Raw genomic sequence first — 15818 nt, forward strand, 5'->3', positions numbered from 1 at the left:
GCTCACGCCGTCCTTTGTGGAGAGTTACGGTCTGGCCATGGCGGAGTCGCGGGACGACGCCTCGGTGAGGACCGCGTCCAGCGCGCCGAGCATGTGGTTGACCTGCTGGTCGGACAGGCTCGGCTGGCAGGGCAGGTTGACCTGCTGCCGGAACCACATCCGCTCGGCGGTCGGGCACTCGCCGAGCCGGTGCCCGCGCGCCCGCCACTCCGGCAGCAGGTGCAGCGGGAAGTACCGGAGCTGGAGCTGCACGCCGAGCTGGGCGAGCCGCTCCACGAGCGCGTCGCGGTCGATGCCCGCGTCCGGGTCGACGAAGAACGTGTAGAGGTGGTAGGCGCTCACCACGCCCTTCGGCTCGGTGATGAGCCGGACGAACGGGTACCGCCGGAGCACGTCGCTGATCCGGCCCGCGATCTCCCTGCGCCGCGCGACGAGCTGGTCCAGCCGACGCAACTGCGCGATGCCCACCGCCGCGCTGGGCTCGGCCAGCGTCGCGTTGGTCCCGGAGTAGTGGATCTCCACGCAGTCGTGCGTGTAGGAGTTGCCCGCGTGCAGCATCCACGGCCGCGCGGTGTCCGACCCGCCGAACCGCTGGGCGGCGGGCACGAACACCGCGTCGGACTCGTTGGAGCGCATCCGGTCGAGCCGCTCGCGCCAGGCGTCGTCGTCGACCGTCACCATGCCGCCCTCGCCCAGCGTGGTGATGTTCTTGCTGGCGTGGAAGCTGAAACAGCCGATGTCGGCGAGCGAGCCCGGTCTCCGCCCGTGGTAGACGCTGCCGAGCGCGTGCGCGCAGTCCTCGACGACCACGATGTCGTGGGCCCGCGCGATCCGCATGATCCGGTCCATCTCGGCGGGCAGGCCGCCGTAGTGGACGATCAGGATCGCCCTGGTGCGCTCGGTGATCAGCGCCTCGACGCTGTCCGGGTCCGCGTTCAGGGTGTTCGGGTCGACGTCGCAGAAGCGCACGGTGACCGGCAGGTCCAGCAGCGGCTGGATCGTCGCCTTGTACGTCTGCGGTGTCGCGATCACCTCGTCCCCCGCGCGCAGCCCGAGCAGGTTGATGGCCAGCGCGAGCGCGACGGTGCCGCTGGTCACCGACACCGCGTGCCGGGAGCCGACGAGTTCGGCGAACCGCCGCTCGAAGGTCTCGCGATAGACACCGCCGGAAAGGGAGACGTCCGACTTCAACACCTCGGCGAGTGCACCCAGTTCCTCGTCGCCGAGCAAACTTCCCCGTTGTGGGTACGGGACGCGATAGTGATGTGGTGGCATCGGAGCCCACTTCCCGTCGTGTCCTACAGAGTTCCGCGGCAGCGCTGTCCACGAATCGGTCGTGCCGTCAATCTTGCGGACCCGGCGTCCGACCGAGCTACCAGCCAATGGGTGGTAGCGGTTGTACGACCCGGTACGCGGGTTGCAGGACTAGCACCAGGGATGCACTGGACCGGGCCGCGTTCCGGGATACCGTCGTTTCATGGGCGAACTGCGCGAAATCCTGCTGGACATCGGTGTCGAAGAAGACGTGATCGCCCCGGAACACCGGTTGCGGTCCGATCTCGCGCTCGATTCCACCGAAACTGTCGATCTGGAGAAAGAACTCCAACGCCGGTTCGGCCTCACGATCGACCTGTGGGACAAGCACGACTACACCATCGCCGAGCTGGCCGCCATGATCCAGGACGCCCGGACGCGGCAGGCGTGAAGGGAGACCCCGGTGCGGGAGACGCTGAGCAGAATCGACGAGCGACGGGCACGGCGGTACCGCGCCGAGGGTCTGTGGGGTCCTGAGCGGGTCGACGAGACCGTGCTGGCGCACGCCGCGACCCGTCCCGACGCGGTGGCCCTGGTCGCCGGGACGCGTCGGCTCACCCACGGCGAGCTGGCCGCCTCGGTGCGCGCCGCGGCGAGCCGGTTGGCGGCACTGGGGATCCGCCGGGGTGACCCCGTGGTCGTCCAACTGCCGAACGACCTGGAACTGGTCGTGTTGACGCTCGCGCTGTCCAGCATCGGCGCGCCGCCGATCATGACGCCGACCGCGTTGCGGGACTACGAGCTGGACCACATCGTGCGGATCACCCAGCCGGTCGCCCTGGCGGTCCCGGAGAAGCTGGCCCGCTTCGACCACTACGCGATGGCCCGTCGCCTGCGCGAGGCCCACCCCTGCGTGCGCTCCCTGCTGGTGTCCGATGTGGACGATGGGGACGCGGTGGGTCTCGGCGCCCTGTGCGCGCCGCCCGCGCCGGGCGAGTCCCTTCCCGAGCCGGAGAGGGCGCGACTCGACGACCCCGCGCTGTGCCTGCTGTCCAACGGCACCACCGGGCCGCCCAAGGTGATCCCCCGGTTGCAGGAGGCCTACGACTACCAGCTCAGGGTGACCCCGGAGGTCGCCGGCGTCGACCAGGACACGGTGTACCTCGCGGTGATGCCGGCGACCCACGGGTTCGTGCTCGGCTGTCCCGGCATCCTCGGCACGCTCGGCGCCGGCGGGCGGGTCGTCCTCGGCCCCTCCACCGAGCCGGAGGCCGCGTTCGAGCTGGTCGAGCGGGAGCGGGTCACCCACTGCACCCTGGTGCCCGCGCTGGCCGAGCGGTGGGCCGCCGCCGCCGAGGACACCGAGCACGACCTGTCCAGCCTGCGCGTGATCCAGGTCGGCGGGGCCCGTCCGCGCCGGGGCCAGGTCGAGAAGGTGCCCGAGGCGCTGGGCTGTCGGGTCCAGCAGTGCTACGGGATGAGCGAGGGCCTGCTCAACTACACCGCGCTCGACGACCCGGACGACGTCGCCTTCGACACCCAGGGCCGGCCGGTCTCACCGGCCGACGAGATCCTGGTCGTCGACGAGACCGGCGCACCGGTCGCACCCGGCGAGGTGGGGGAGCTGCTCACCAGGGGGCCGTACACCGTCGCCGGCTACTACGCCGACGCCGAGGCCAACGCGAAGAACTTCACCGAGGACGGGTTCTACCGCACCGGGGACCTGGTCCGCCTGCACGAGTCGGGCTCGATCATCGTGGAGGGCCGCACCCGCGACGTCATCAACCGCGGTGGCGAGAAGATCCCGGCCACCGAGCTGGAGCTGCTCGCCGCCGAGCACCCCGCCGTCGCGGCCGCCGCCGCCCTCGGCGCCCCGCACGCGCGCCTCGGCGAGATCGTGTGCCTCTACGTCGTGTGCCACGAGGGAGCGACCGCCCCGGGGCTGAAGGAGATCCGCCGCTTCCTCCAGGACCGGGGCCTGGCCCGGTTCAAGCTGCCCGAGCGGCTGGAGGTCGTCGAGTCGCTGCCGTACCTCGGCATCGGCAAGGTCGACAAGAAGGCGCTGCGCGCCACCCTCGCCGCGTCCTCCTGACTCGTCCTGACCCGCCGCCAAACCACACGTCGCGCAGGGACCCGCCCCTCACACGGGGCGGGTCCTTGCGTTCTCACAGGGTTCTCTCACAGCCAGCACGGGTGCTTCGTGCGCCTCCGCCCGGCGAGGTCGCCTTGCTGGGCTCGCGGACCCGATCCGATCACCACCCGTCGGCCGGCTGCCACTCCACACAGGTGGGCCGCCTTCCGCCGGAGCGGCGGAACTCCAACACGGCCTCGCGCACCTTCGCCAAGGGGATGGCCGCGTTGGCGGGGAACTCCAGTGCCGAGTGCCGGTCCTGGTACAGAACCGGGGCGCCCGGAATGGGCGGGGTGGACAACGACATCGATGGGGCGTCGAAGTCGGGACCGAAGTAGCCCAGCGCGCCCACCCCCGCCGTCACGTCGAGGTCGAACTTCAGACCGTGGTCGGGCACCTCCGCGACACCGAAGCGTGGCCGCTCGACGATGTAGACGGAAGGGTTGTGCCAGAAGCCGTGGACCTCGGCTTCGAGTATCTGATCGAACAGCCGGCCCAGGTGATCATCAGATCGTGCGTCACCCTCGATGTCCCCGTTGCAGGCTTGGGCAAAGATGTGCGCGGTGTAGTTCGTCGTCATTCGCTCCGACCCCTGTAGATCTTCGTGCCTTCCACATCATGGATGATCAGCATCTGCCCGCGGCGCAGGACCGCGGGGAGTAATCGATCACACCCCCAGGTCTCGGGATCGACTCGGTTGTTGATCGCCAGCTCGACGCAACGCGTGCCACTTTCCCGCATCCGATAGGCAACCTTCATCTCTACATGCTGGGCAGCCCCCGGGTTGGTCATCCAGGCCGGGACAAGCCGCCGCTCCCACATGTAGCGTGCCAAGTCCTTGTCGAGTCCGTCTTCCTCCACACCGCTGCGCACCGTGTGCTCAATCCCGTCATCGTCAACGTAGATTCCGAGCGTTGGCCCCTTGCCACCGGGGCGCTTGGGTAGTCGCATACGAGTGCGCTGTCCCCAGTCTCGATCCACTGGCGAGCGCGGAGGCCGGGTTGGAGACGAAGGCGCAGGGCTCGGCGCCGATGCTGAGTTCGTCAGACGGTCGGCGACGTGACTGAGCATCTCCCGCAGCTCCGTCAGGAGCTGTGCAACCTGCGTGATCTGTTCGAGGGCGGAGGCAAGCCAAGCCGCGACCTGAGCGGGCTCCTCGGCCCAGCTTCCCTCGGTTGCGGCCGCGAACACGGATTGGCATTCCTGTAGGGCTTCCGTCGCAGTGGCGATCTCCTGGTGCGGAAGCCGTTCGGCGATGGCCCGGACGGCGGCGGCGACCTCCCCGATGGTGGACACGACACCGAGCATCCTGAGGCGATCGGGGTGAGTGGGCCGAATTCAGTACAAGATCACTCGGACAGCGCAGGGACCCGCCCCCCAGCCGGGGCGGGTCCATCCAGGTAGAGCTGGCGATCAACAACGAGGTCGACAAGGAGCGGTTCGGCTGCCACCGCCTACTTCCGTACGTGTGCTCTCCCCTGGGCAGACTCTGGTCATCCATGACATCACTGGCACACACGTCTACAAGGGAAGGGAACAAGGGTGAGCTACACCCTGGAGTTCGGTCTACAAGCGACGACGGACCGCGCCACGATCACCGCCCGCACCACGGGGGAAGTGGACGAGGCGTTGGATCGCATCATCGCCGCCGCGCCGACGTTCAGCCACAACCCCACGGTGTTCGTACTGGAACGCCCCACGTTCGGACCGGCCGAGTTCCCGGACCATGGTCTGAAGTTCGACATCAACCGGGACCACGGCGTCGCGGCACTGGCGTACGTTGGCCCGCAGTTCGACGGTCCCTCGATGACGCTGAGTGATCCGCCGTTGGAAGCACCCGTCCTGTACAAGGACATCGACTCCGCCACCCCGTTTCCCGCCAGCGCGGCCATCACCCTCGACCAGCTTCGAGCCGCCGTGCACGAGTTCCACGAGTTGGGTGGGCTGCGACCGACGTGTGTGGCGTGGCAGCCGGCCGACGGGTGGTGAACCGCGAAGTGCATTCGTCGGAAACCGGCCGGTTCCGGGTTCCTTCACGGCAGCCCGAGTTCTCGGACTCTGACCATGAAAGACGGCCTTTCATGACGAACTACAGCGCGCACTTCCACCTCCAGGCGCGCCGGGGTGGCTTCAGTGAGGCCGCACGAACCGACGAGCAGTTGTCCCATCTGTTCGAGCGGTTGCTCGAAGCTGGGGGCGTGCTGGACAACCCGACTCTGTATGTGGTGGAGCGGCCGCGGTTCGGTGTGGCGGGGGTGCCCGACCACGGCCTGAAGTTCGACTTCGATGTGGCGGCGGGGGTGGGTGCGTTGGGGTACTTCGGTCCTGACTTCGATGTCCCGTCGATGTCGTTGTCCGCTCCGCCCATCGTGGGCGCCCCGGTTCTGTACCAGGATCGGCATTCGGCGCTGGAGTTCCCCGCCAGCGCGGCCATTCCCTTGCCCAAGGTGCGTGAGGCGGTGCTGGAGTTCCGTCGTTCAGGAGGTCGGCGGCCGATGTGTGTGGCGTGGCAGCCGGCCGACGGGTGGTGATCGGAACGGGTCCGCGAGCCCAGCAAGGTGACCTCGCCGGGCGGAGGTGCACGAAGCACCCGTGCTGGTTGTGAGAGAACCCTGTGTGAGAGCACGAGGACCCGCCCCCCGGCGGGAGCGGGTCCTCGTGGTCGTCGCGGTGGTTCAGCCGACGATGACGGCCTTGCTGTGCATCAGGAAGTCGCCGAGGTAGCCCTCGTGCGGGAGGCCGGGCCGCGTCCACGTGGTCGCGTGGTCGCCGACGTACACCTTGCTGATGGTGGGGTCCTCGACCAGCTCCGTGATCAACGTGTCGTCCCCGCCGACGACGGTGAGCGTCAGGGTGTCCCGCAGCGGCGCCACGCCGTCGGCCCGCGACCACGGGGCCACCCACACGCACGGGAAGCCCAGCTCGATCCGCGCCTGCGGCGCGTCGGCCCTGTCGAGCAGGAACACCGCGGGGCGCAGGACGGCCGAGCCGTCGCCCAGCTCGTCCACCACCGTGCCCCCGCCCAGCAGCGGGATCGCGTCGTCGACCTTCGACTGGAGGTAGTCGTCGATCCGCTTGGCCGAGGCGACCTCGCTGACCGGGAGGCGGGCGCGCTCGTCGAGCGGCGGCAGTGAGGGCAGCGCCCCCAGCCGCTCGGCGATGGCCTCGGCGACCGGCCGGGGATCGCCCTCGACGAACACCGCCGTCGCGTTGATGCAGCCCGTCCCGGCGTGGCCGGCGACCGACTCGACGAGGGTGTCCAGGTGCCGGGCGACGTCGACCCCCTCGGTGAGCAGGATCTTCGACCGCCCCGGCCCCTGGGGCAGGACGAGCGTGCTGGACTGGTACTTCCGCACCACGTCGTCGGCGCCGAACGCGATGGCCACGTCGGCCTCCGCGATCAGCCGGTCGGCCGTCTCGTGGTCGGTGGGCAGCAGCGCGACCTGGTCGTCGGCGAAACCGGCCTGGCGCAACGCGCACACCAGACGGTGCGGGGTGAAGGGCTCCCGCCGCGAGGGCCGGATCGCGACCCGGTAGCCGAGGGCGAGCGCGTCCAGCCACGCCGAGTGCACCGCGGGCGTGTTGGCCGGCGCGTGGACCACGAACACCTCGCCGCGTCGGGTCCACACGCCACAGCCGTGCCGGGCGCGCGGGTCGCGCCAGTCCGTCACCGCTCCGGCCGGCCGGGCCATCTGCACGCTGGCGCAGGCCTTCGCCGCGTAGTCGCCGACCCGCTGGGTCGCCTCCCGCACGGCGGTGATCGGCATGCCAGACACCGCGGCGACGGTCCGGTGGAAGGTCTCGGCGTCGACGCCGTCCACCGTGCCCGTCGCGAACAGCCGTCCCGCCTCGACGAGCATCTCCTCCCGCCGGGCCGGGTCCGGCGGCGCGGCCGCGCGCAGCGCCCGCAGCGTGCGCTGCGCGTACAGCCAGGGCACCAGGCTCAGCTCGGCCACGAGGCCGCCGGTGACGTCGTGCACCTGCTCCAGGTTGCGGCTCCGGTACGGCCCGCTGGCGCCGAGCGCGTCCAGCCGGGCCGGAGCGGAGGCGGTCATCTCAGTACACTCCCTCGATCACGGCCTTGTCGCCGAACGCCTTCACCGGCTTGACCTCGGACAGCGCGTCGCCGGCCAGGCCGAGCGCGTGCTTGTGCCGGACGGCGGTGTCCCGCTCCAGGTTGTTCGGCAGGAACAGGTTCCTGGTGATGTGGTGGCAGACGAGCTGCCCGCGCTCGCCGTAGGGCACGCTCTCCTTGGTGTCCGGGTCGATCACGGAGAACATGGAGAACGGCGAGGGCGGGTCGAAGATCGCCGGCTCCTCCAGGGACGTCCCCCTGCGCTCCGGGATCGCACAGAAGATCATCGTGCTCCCGTAGATGCCGACGATGTTGACGTCGGGGAACACCTCGGTGCGCAGCAGGTGGCGGGTGTCCTCGTCCATCGAGGCGCCGCTCCAGGTGAGCGTGCGGACCTTCGCGTTGATCAGCTCCACCAGGGACTCGCGCTGGCAGGCGGCCTCCAGCAGCGGGGGAGTGATCGCGAGGACGCCGATGTCCTGGCTGCGCAGGATCCACTCGATCTGGTCGAGCAGGTGGTTGACGTAGGCCTTCAGCTCGTCGACCGCGCCCCTGGCCACCAGCCGCTTGGCCCAGCGCGGGTCGAGGTCGACGGTGAAGAAGATCGCGTCGAACGACGCGGCGGTGTCCCGCGCCAGCTTGCCGACCATGTGCGGCCCGGTCGGCACCACCCCGAGCCAGTTCGGGCCCTTGGTGATCCCGTGGTCCTCCAGCCTGCGGTGGTACCAGTCCCACGCGTGGTTGATCACGTCGGGCAGGGCGAACACGCGCTTGGGCTCGCCGGTGGTCCCGCCGCTCTCACCCACCACGGGGCGCTCGCTGAACCGCTTGAGCGAGGCGTATCCCTTGGGGATCAGGGTCTCCAGCCGGATGTCCCTGAGTTCGTCGACGATGTTCGGGAACAGCGTCAGGTCGGCGACGGTCCTGACGTCCTTGCGCGGGTCGAAGTCGAGCTTCTTGGCCCGCTCCAGCCAGAACTCCGAGCCCGTCTTGGGGTTGAAGTGCCACTCGACGGCCTCCCGCACGAGGTCATCCGCGTCGGGTGGGCTGTCCCAGTCCAGGTCCAGGGCGGATGCGGCACGTTCGGTCATGGCCTCACTCCTCGGCTTCGGTGATCGGCTGGAACGCCACGCGGGCGACCGGGTCCCAGGATGGCCCTCCGTGATCAGAAAAGGCAGTGCGGACGACCCCATCCTGTCCAAAGGTTTCACTGCCGCGCGGGGCGGAACGACACAAGTGCCCACAACCGGGCGGCGGTCCTACAACCATGGAGTTAGACGCGCGCCTGACACGAACCTGGCGGCTCTTGCGCGCCATGTTAGGTTCCTCCCGGGAATGGCGGAGGAACGCGGAATTCTCGCGCTGGTTCGACCTCGCCGGATCGACGTGGGCGTGGGCGAACGGCCCTGGCGCCGACAGCGCGACCACCGCGATCCCACGGACAGCGCTGTTCCCGCCGACCGGCGCCGACGGGCGCTGGCTGGCACCGAGGGCGCGGTTCTCGACGGCGGCACTGACTCGGGCGACGCTGTTGATCGCGCGGAGCGGCCGGAGGGGGACTGGCCGCGACGCGCCAGCCGCCTCCTCCGACGACTCCGCTCCCACCGCCCCGTTTCTACCGCCCTGATTTCTACCGTCCCGCTCCGACCGTCCACTGTGTCCACTATGAGTCCACTGTGTCCAGTCCCGCCCCGGCATCCTGTCCCGTCCACGGGGCGCCGCCGGTGCACCCGCCCGACCGGCCCAGGGCGGTCGCCCGGTCGCATCCGACGACGACGTGCGGGTGGAGACCCGTTCGTCGGCGCACCCTAGCTCGCGCTGGACCCCTTGGCGCGCCGCAGTTGCTGGAGTGGCGTCTGGTGGTCCCGCTGGTACCCGCCACTGATGATCTTGTTGACCCGTTCCTCCAGGTGCTCCCGGTAGTAGGGGCACTCGGCCAGCGTGGGGTGCGCGCAGCTCAGGATGTGGGTGAGGCTCCGCTTGGCCTGCGTCGCCCGTTCGATGATCTGGTCGAGTTCGGCCAGCCGGGAGGCCGCCACCCGCTTGGCCTCGTCCATGCTGGCGGTCGGATCGCCGACGAGGCCGGCGATCTCCTCGATCGTGAACCCGGCCTCGCGCCAGAAGTCGATGGCGGCCAGTTGGCGCAGGCCGTCCTCGTCGAAGATCCTCCTGCCACCGGCCCTGCCGCTCGGCCGCAGCAGCCCCTGCCGTTCGTAGAACCGCAGGGCCGACGGTTGGACCCTGGCCAGTTCGGCCAGCTCCCCGATGTCGAGCTGAATTCCCCGGTCCGCCTCGCGAGCGTTCATCGGATTCCGGTGGATGTCGGCCGACAGCGACCCGTTCGCCCCGGGTGCGGCGGGGTTTTCTCCTGTTTTCTCCCGTGACCGCCGTCGCGGCGTGTCGTGTGCGTGGGGCCCCCGGATATCCCGCTGTTCCTGCCCGCAGGAATACCGGCGGTGATTCGATGCGCAGCAAGATCCATGTGATCATCATGCCCGAGCCGTCAGCGGGGCGACCAGTGACCGGAGCCGCGCGCGACGAGGGTCGGGCGGCCCGGGATTCACCCGGACGGCGTCCCCTCGCCGGCGCTGTCCGTCGTAGTGCCGGGCTCGGGTGATCCAGATGGGGCACGGGATGCCACCCACGACCCACACTGTCGGACCAAACAGCTCCTGACCTGCGGCGACGCGGTACCCCGCCGGACAGGGCCCGCCTCCCCGACGGCGCGCGCCCCGACGACCTGTCACGGTCGCCGTGGCGCGCGGGGAGAAGCGGCGCTCGCCGAACCGAGCATCCGCCGCTGCGCCGGTCGGACCAGGGGGCGATTGCACCAGAATCCCCCGGTTCGTGCCCGGAATAACATCTCCGGACCCCCCGACCGGACCAGGGGATCAGCCAGGTCTCCGACAGTCTCTCCTGGTTCTGTCAACAGATCACGGTCCGGGCGGGCGGTGTGGGGCGCGGGAGGAGGCGTCGGGATCGGCATTCACACGGACGTCTTCCCGATCGGCTCGGTCCGCGGTGGAAGATTTGTGGCGTCGGGCTCTCGTGGCCTGTTCCGACCTCCTGGCTCCGTTCGGAAACCAACCGGTACCGCCGAACGGACTTCCGCCGGTCGCCCCACGTCTGACAAATCCTCTGTTCGCCGGAATCATCGGAATCGCCGGAATCATCGGAATCGTCGGAGCGTGCCCCGGCGCCGGTCGCGCCCGACGCCACCTCGTCGGGCGCGACCGCCGCCACGCGGGATCACGCCTTGGTCGGCACGCCCGCGTTGGCGAGGATCTCGCGCGCCGACAGCCCGGTGCTCGCGGCGGCGGTCATCCCGGTGGCCGCCAGGTGGGCGTCCACGATCCGCAGGCCGACCGGGTACCCGGCGAAGTCCGGCAGCCCCGCCGTCGGCTGCCCCATCAGCTCCGCGGTGGCGTCGCCCAGGACGTAGGCGGTCAGGTTCTGCATCCCGGCGACGTCGATGTTGGCGGTGATCTTCTCGTGGGCGCGGTCCAGCTCGGCGCCGGTCAGCGCCGTCGCCCACGGGCCCATGGCCTGCTCGCCGGCCAGCTCCCTGACGAACGCCTCGGCCAGTCCCTCGGCGACGACGTGCTCGCCGACGGTCACCGTCATCGGGTTCCACACGACGTTCGCGTACCGCACGTTGTGGTGAAACTCGTGCGCGGCGGCGTACTCGATCTTCGTCATGCTCGTCTCGGTGGGCCACATCAGGAGGTGGATCGCGCCAGGGATGCCGCCCATCCCGAAGTAGCCGGCGCTGCGGACCGTCAGGTGGTGGTCGTCGGGGTCGCCGAGCGCCAGGACGACGTGCACCGTGTCGGCGTGCCTGATGTCGGGGGCCGCCTCGCTGATCCGCTGCCACGCGGCGGTGAGCGAGCCCTCGATCCGCTCCCACACCCGCGCGTCCCGCATCTGGTGGATGGCGTCCCGCAGACGCGGGTCGTCCCGGTCGAGGGGGAAGCCGCTGCCCATCTGGTGCATCCGGACCATGTCCGACATCCCCACGGCGGACAACACGTCCTCGAGTGGGCGGTACATCTCCCGCAACGCCTCGGGCCGCTCCTCCACGGGTCGGTCCAGGAGGTCGAGCATGGCGGTGGCGGTGTCGTGAACGACGATCTTCATGTCCCGGGACGGTAGGACCTCACGTCACGTGAGGTTCAAGTCGTGCCGGCGCCGCCGCCGGTGGCGCCCGTCACTCCCTCGACGCGCCACGGGCGCCCGATGTCGCGTCCACAGTGTCGCGTCCACAGTGTCGCGTCTACAGTGTCGCGTCCACAGTGTTGCGTCCACAGTGGAGCGCGGGCCGGGCGCGGGGCGGGGACGCGCGCTCCGAGGAGTCGTCACGCGCGCCCCCGCCGGCCGGTCACACGGGCTTGGCCTCGACCACGGCGAAGTCCACGTGCGCCGGCAACTCGATCAGGTCGGTGACGGCGAGCCCGGCCCCGGCGCAGATCCGCTCGAAGTCGCCCCGGGTCCGCTCCCTGCCCCCGATGAGCACCATCATGTTGAGGTCGCTCAGGTAGGGGTCCTCGAACGCGGCCCCGCCCGGGTCCACCGTGTCGGGCAGCACCGGCTCGATGATCAGGAGACGGCCGTCGTCGGGCATCGCCGCCCGGCAGTGCCGCAGGATCGTCGTCGACCGCTCGTCGTCCCAGTTGTGCAGGACGCTCTTGATCAGGAGGAGGTCGGACCCGCCGGGGACGGCCTCGAAGAAGTCGCCCGCCGCGATCTCGCACCGGTCGGTCAGCTCGGCGGCCTCCACCGTCTTGCTGGCCTGGGCCACGCCCTCGGGGGTGTCGAACACGACGCCCCTGAGGGAGGGGTGGTGCTTCAGGATCGTCGTGAGCAGGGTGCCGTCGCCGCCGCCGACGTCGGTCACGCGGGAGAAGCGACCGAAGTCGTAGCGCTGGGGCAGGGTCGCGGCGACCCCGTCGCCCTTGGTCCGCTGGCTCATCGCCGAGTTGAACAACGCCGACAGCTCCGGCCGCTCACCGAGGTAGGTGAACACCGGCGTCCCGAAGACGTCGTCGAAGGCCGGGCGGCCGGTGCGCATGCTGGTCTCCAGGTGCAGCCACGCCTCCTGCATCGTCTGGTGGGTGAGCAGTCGTGTCAGGTCGAGCAGGGAGTTCGGGTTGTCCTTGCGCAGCAGGTAGCCCGCCTCGGTGAGCGCGTACCTGCCGGGGGTGCGCTCGACGCACAGGCCCAGACAGGCGAGGACGCGCAGCAGCCGGTTCAGTCGTTCCTCGGGAATGTCGTAGACCCTGGCCAGATCGGCCGCGGCGGCCTCGCCGTCCCCGATGGCGTCGGCGAGTTCCCATCGCGCGGCCACGCCCACCGCCTGCGTGACCATCGTCCCGAACAACGTGCGCATGATCGTCCGACGCGCCTCGATCTGCGCGGCGCTCTGTTCCGTCATCGACATTCCTTTCGGATTTTCCGCAGGAAAAAGGGAGAGCGCGGGCGGTTCAGGACGGGATGACGTGCTTGTCGTGGTCAGCGCGAATTCGCTGGTTCCTCCCGGCGGCCTCCACGCCGTGGAAGTCTAGGGGCACGTCCGGTCATCGGGCCAGTCTTCCCCGGGGTTGTTCTCCCGGCGCGTGGGTGAGGCGGTTCCCGTTCCGGCGGGGTTCGACAGAATCGGGAAACAAAGTCGCCCCGCGCGTCGGCCGGGACTGGTCACGTCGTCGCCCCGCTGAGCACTCCGTTTGTCGTCCCCTGGTCAGCGAGATTGACGCCCTGGTTCTACGACCACCGGCCTAGAACGCCTCCGTTCGGGTGTCTTGACAGTTTATTCCCTCGGGAGCTGAATAGCTCGACGTGGACGAAGCATACGAGTACCAGCGTGGTATGGAAGCGATCTGGCCGAACACCGACCATCTCGTTCCCGAGAAGGTCGTCCAGGAGCTGGCCGGCCTGGCGGAGGAGAACGACCGCAACGGTCGCCTGTCCGACCGCAGCATCGAGGCGCTGCGGGAATGCGGGTACTACGGTCTTCCCGTGCCCCGGGAGTTCGGCGGCGCCGGCGCCTCGCTCGTCGAGTGCTGCGCGGTGCAACGCCGGATCGGCGCGGCCGACCCCGGGCTGTCGGTCGCGGTGAACATGCACCTGTTCTCCATGGGATTCATGGTGGAGCACTGGCTGCGTCACCGTGACGATTCCTCGGCGTTACTGGAGACCATCGCCAAGGAGGGCCAGATCGTCGTCTCCGCGTTCGCGGAGCCCGGTCTCGGCGGCAGCCTGACCCGGTCCAACTGCACCGCCCGCCGGGAGGGCGACAACTGGGTGACCAACGGCATCAAGGTGCCCTGTTCGCTGGCCGAGCGCAGCGACCTGCTCTGTCTCCAGATGATCGACGAGGCCGGCGGCCCCGAGAGCCTGCTGGTCGCCCTGATCCCGACCAAGACCGACGGGGTCAGGGTGGAGCGCACCTGGAACACCCTGGGCATGCGGGCCTCCGAGTCGGACACCATCCGGCTGACCGACTGCCCGGTCCCCGACGACCTGGTCATCCACCGCGGCGCTCCCGGCTCCACCGCCGACGACGTCTTCGCGGCGGGGACGGGCTGGTTCTGCGTCACGGCCACCGCCTGCTACCTGGGTGTCGCCGCCGCCGCCGTGGACCAGGCGCGCGCCGCGCTCTCCCGCGCCCGGATCAACCACCTCGACGCCACGCGCGCCGAGTTGCCGTCGTTCCAGTCCGCGCTCGGCGAGATCATGACCGCGCTGCTGCCGATGGACGCGGCGTGCGCGGGTCTGGCCCGCAAGCTGGGCGAGCACGAGGCCGACTCCCGCAGCCTGCTCCCCGCCATGCTCGCGCTGAAGCTCCAGGCCGCGACGCAGGCGATCCGCGCCGTCGAACTGACCACCGAGCTGGTCGGCGTCGGGTCGTACTCGGCGAAGGGCACGGCCTCGCGTCTGCTCAGGGACGTCCACGCGGCCCGGTACCACCCGCCGACCAGCTTCGTCACCCGCCAGTTGCTCGGGCGCTGGGCGCTCGGCCTGCCGTGGAACTTCGACCTGAACGAGCACCCCGTGCGGTGAGGTGCTCGGCCGCTTCCCGTCCCACCACGCGGTGAGACATCACCACAGACGGTCACAAGGTCGCGGGCGTCGAGGCGTTCGCGCCGGAGAGACTCGGGAGATCCCATGGTGGCAGACCCACAGGACAGCACGACGGCGTCCCTGTTACGAGCGGCGGGAACGCCGGACGCCCTCGGGAACCTGATCGACGACATCACCCTGAGCGGCGCGGCGACACTGATCGTGGAGGAACTCGTCAGCCGGTGCGCGCCGCCGAAGGGCGTGTCGCTCGCGCTGCTCTTCGAGGTCTACCGCGGCGACGAGTCGGTCGAGCACACGATCTCGTTCGCCGACGGCGCGATCGACGTGACGCCCGGTCGCCACGGCGAGCCCGGCGCGCTGATCAGGTTCGAGGTCGTCGACCTGCTCACCGCGCTGTACGGCCCCGCGTCCCGGCCCAGCCGCACGACCAGGCAGGTCGAGTCCCTGCTGCGCCCGCCGGGCAGGGACCCGCGCGAGGACAGCTACCTGATGTTCAAGGCCCAGGTCCCCTACGCCGAGGCCATCCAGTCCGTCCTCGCCTGCTTCTCGCCGGAGCCGGCCAACCTCGACGACCTCGCCGTCAGGTACGGGTCGGACAAGTGGGGTTTCCTCCACTGGTTCACCCCGCACTACGCGCAGCACTTCCGGCACCTGGCCGACGAGCCGGTGAAGGTGCTGGAGATCGGGATCGGCGGTTACGACGACCCGAACGCGGGCGGGGCGTCCCTGCGGATGTGGCAGCGCTACTTCCGGCGCGGTCTGGTCTACGGCCTCGACATCCACGACAAGTCCGCGATCAGGGGTCCTCGGCTGCGCACGATCCGGGGGGACCAGGGCGACGCGGACTTCCTGCGGGAGCTGGCCGAGAGCATCGGGCCGTTCGACATCGTCATCGACGACGGCAGCCACATCAACGAGCACGTGCTGACGTCCTTCGACGCGCTCTTCCCCTACGTGCGCGAGGGCGGCCTGTATGTCATCGAGGACATGCACACGTCCTACTGGCCGGGGTTCGGCGGCGCCGCGCCGGGGGAGGGGACCGCCAGGACCTCGGTGGAGCGCGTGAAGGAACTCCTGGACGGGCTGAACTTCCCGGAGTACCGGGACATGCGGGAGCACGCGCCCTCGATCACGGAGAAGTACGTGTCGGGAGTCCACTGCTACCGCAACATCGCCTTCATCGAGAAGGGGCTCAACGCGAAGGACGTGTCGCCGGAGTGGGTGCCGCGCGAACCGGTGTAGACGGGGAGATCCTCCTGCGTCGACCCACCAGTTCCGCTG

Annotated in this window: 14 protein-coding genes; 6 read left to right on the forward strand and 8 right to left on the reverse strand. The window is 69.9% G+C overall.

All coding sequences use genetic code 11. The features are described from left to right. Window positions 1–24 precede the first annotated feature (24 nt). Window positions 25–1275, reverse strand: coding sequence for a DegT/DnrJ/EryC1/StrS family aminotransferase (locus LX15_RS00240; RefSeq protein WP_301303777.1), 1251 nt, complete (start codon window positions 1273–1275; stop codon window positions 25–27). Window positions 1276–1477: 202 nt separating this feature from the next. Between LX15_RS00240 and LX15_RS00245 the strand changes: the two genes are divergently transcribed. Continuing rightward, a complete protein-coding gene (locus LX15_RS00245) occupies window positions 1478–1705 on the forward strand; it encodes an acyl carrier protein (RefSeq protein WP_253667371.1) in 228 nt (75 codons plus the stop codon). Between the two features lie 12 nt (window positions 1706–1717). Beyond that, on the forward strand, window positions 1718–3346 hold the full coding sequence (locus LX15_RS00250) for a (2,3-dihydroxybenzoyl)adenylate synthase (RefSeq protein ID WP_253667372.1): 1629 nt from the start codon (window positions 1718–1720) through the stop codon (window positions 3344–3346). Between the two features lie 160 nt (window positions 3347–3506). Here the strand turns inward: LX15_RS00250 and LX15_RS00255 are convergent, their stop codons facing one another. Both LX15_RS00255 and LX15_RS00260 read right to left on the reverse strand, forming a co-directional pair. Beyond that, window positions 3507–3965, reverse strand: coding sequence for an Imm1 family immunity protein (locus tag LX15_RS00255; RefSeq protein ID WP_253667373.1), 459 nt, complete (start codon window positions 3963–3965; stop codon window positions 3507–3509). Further along, the gene (locus LX15_RS00260) at window positions 3962–4681 is read right to left on the reverse strand and encodes a DddA-like double-stranded DNA deaminase toxin (RefSeq protein ID WP_253667374.1); all 720 of its coding nucleotides are present in this window, start codon (window positions 4679–4681) and stop codon (window positions 3962–3964) included. The genes LX15_RS00255 and LX15_RS00260 overlap by 4 nt, the downstream gene beginning before the upstream one ends. A 246-nt stretch (window positions 4682–4927) precedes the next feature. Between LX15_RS00260 and LX15_RS00265 the strand changes: the two genes are divergently transcribed. Continuing rightward, the gene (locus LX15_RS00265) at window positions 4928–5374 is read left to right on the forward strand and encodes an Imm1 family immunity protein (RefSeq protein WP_253667375.1); all 447 of its coding nucleotides are present in this window, start codon (window positions 4928–4930) and stop codon (window positions 5372–5374) included. Beyond that, window positions 5350–5916 carry an Imm1 family immunity protein gene (locus LX15_RS00270; protein ID WP_253667376.1) on the forward strand — a complete coding sequence of 189 codons (567 nt, stop codon included), beginning with the start codon at window positions 5350–5352 and terminating at the stop codon, window positions 5914–5916. The genes LX15_RS00265 and LX15_RS00270 overlap by 25 nt, the downstream gene beginning before the upstream one ends. 144 nt (window positions 5917–6060) lie before the next feature. Here LX15_RS00270 and LX15_RS00275 read toward each other — a convergent pair whose 3' ends face one another. The 5 genes from LX15_RS00275 to LX15_RS00295 form a co-directional block, all read right to left on the reverse strand. Further along, the gene (locus LX15_RS00275) at window positions 6061–7440 is read right to left on the reverse strand and encodes an aldehyde dehydrogenase family protein (RefSeq protein WP_253667377.1); all 1380 of its coding nucleotides are present in this window, start codon (window positions 7438–7440) and stop codon (window positions 6061–6063) included. A gap of 1 nt (window position 7441) precedes the next feature. Beyond that, window positions 7442–8551 carry a phenylacetate--CoA ligase family protein gene (locus LX15_RS00280; RefSeq protein ID WP_253667378.1) on the reverse strand — a complete coding sequence of 370 codons (1110 nt, stop codon included), beginning with the start codon at window positions 8549–8551 and terminating at the stop codon, window positions 7442–7444. A gap of 717 nt (window positions 8552–9268) precedes the next feature. Beyond that, the gene (locus LX15_RS00285; RefSeq protein WP_253667379.1) at window positions 9269–9766 is read right to left on the reverse strand and encodes a MerR family transcriptional regulator; all 498 of its coding nucleotides are present in this window, start codon (window positions 9764–9766) and stop codon (window positions 9269–9271) included. A 943-nt stretch (window positions 9767–10709) separates the two neighbouring features. Beyond that, window positions 10710–11597, reverse strand: a complete 888-nt coding sequence (locus tag LX15_RS00290) for a DUF2268 domain-containing putative Zn-dependent protease (RefSeq protein ID WP_253667380.1) — start codon at window positions 11595–11597, stop codon at window positions 10710–10712. Window positions 11598–11838: 241 nt separating this feature from the next. Next, entirely contained in the window at window positions 11839–12891 is a 1053-nt protein-coding gene (locus tag LX15_RS00295; RefSeq protein ID WP_253667381.1) for a methyltransferase, read from the reverse strand. Window positions 12892–13322: 431 nt separating this feature from the next. Between LX15_RS00295 and LX15_RS00300 the strand changes: the two genes are divergently transcribed. Together LX15_RS00300 and LX15_RS00305 are read left to right on the forward strand one after the other, a co-directional pair. Next, window positions 13323–14516, forward strand: coding sequence for an acyl-CoA dehydrogenase family protein (locus tag LX15_RS00300; RefSeq protein WP_253667382.1), 1194 nt, complete (start codon window positions 13323–13325; stop codon window positions 14514–14516). A 105-nt stretch (window positions 14517–14621) separates the two neighbouring features. After that, window positions 14622–15779, forward strand: a complete 1158-nt coding sequence (locus LX15_RS00305; RefSeq protein WP_253667383.1) for a class I SAM-dependent methyltransferase — start codon at window positions 14622–14624, stop codon at window positions 15777–15779. Window positions 15780–15818: the final 39 nt, after the last annotated feature.

Origin of the sequence: Streptoalloteichus tenebrarius (assembly GCF_024171885.1) — a bacterium.
GTDB lineage: Bacteria > Actinomycetota > Actinomycetes > Mycobacteriales > Pseudonocardiaceae > Streptoalloteichus > Streptoalloteichus tenebrarius.

Excerpts from the sequence above, each read along its gene's own strand:
- LX15_RS00290 (WP_253667380.1), bottom strand. The coding sequence starts at position 11,597 with ATGAAGATCGTCGTTCACGACACCGCCACCGCCATGCTCGACCTCCTG.
- LX15_RS00245 (WP_253667371.1), top strand. The coding sequence starts at position 1,478 with ATGGGCGAACTGCGCGAAATCCTGCTGGACATCGGTGTCGAAGAAGAC.
- LX15_RS00295 (WP_253667381.1), bottom strand. The coding sequence starts at position 12,891 with ATGACGGAACAGAGCGCCGCGCAGATCGAGGCGCGTCGGACGATCATG.
- LX15_RS00240 (WP_301303777.1), bottom strand. The coding sequence starts at position 1,275 with ATGCCACCACATCACTATCGCGTCCCGTACCCACAACGGGGAAGTTTG.
- LX15_RS00305 (WP_253667383.1), top strand. The coding sequence starts at position 14,622 with ATGGTGGCAGACCCACAGGACAGCACGACGGCGTCCCTGTTACGAGCG.
- LX15_RS00285 (WP_253667379.1), bottom strand. The coding sequence starts at position 9,766 with ATGAACGCTCGCGAGGCGGACCGGGGAATTCAGCTCGACATCGGGGAG.
- LX15_RS00280 (WP_253667378.1), bottom strand. The coding sequence starts at position 8,551 with ATGACCGAACGTGCCGCATCCGCCCTGGACCTGGACTGGGACAGCCCA.
- LX15_RS00300 (WP_253667382.1), top strand. The coding sequence starts at position 13,323 with ATGGAAGCGATCTGGCCGAACACCGACCATCTCGTTCCCGAGAAGGTC.
- LX15_RS00255 (WP_253667373.1), bottom strand. The coding sequence starts at position 3,965 with ATGACGACGAACTACACCGCGCACATCTTTGCCCAAGCCTGCAACGGG.
- LX15_RS00275 (WP_253667377.1), bottom strand. The coding sequence starts at position 7,440 with ATGACCGCCTCCGCTCCGGCCCGGCTGGACGCGCTCGGCGCCAGCGGG.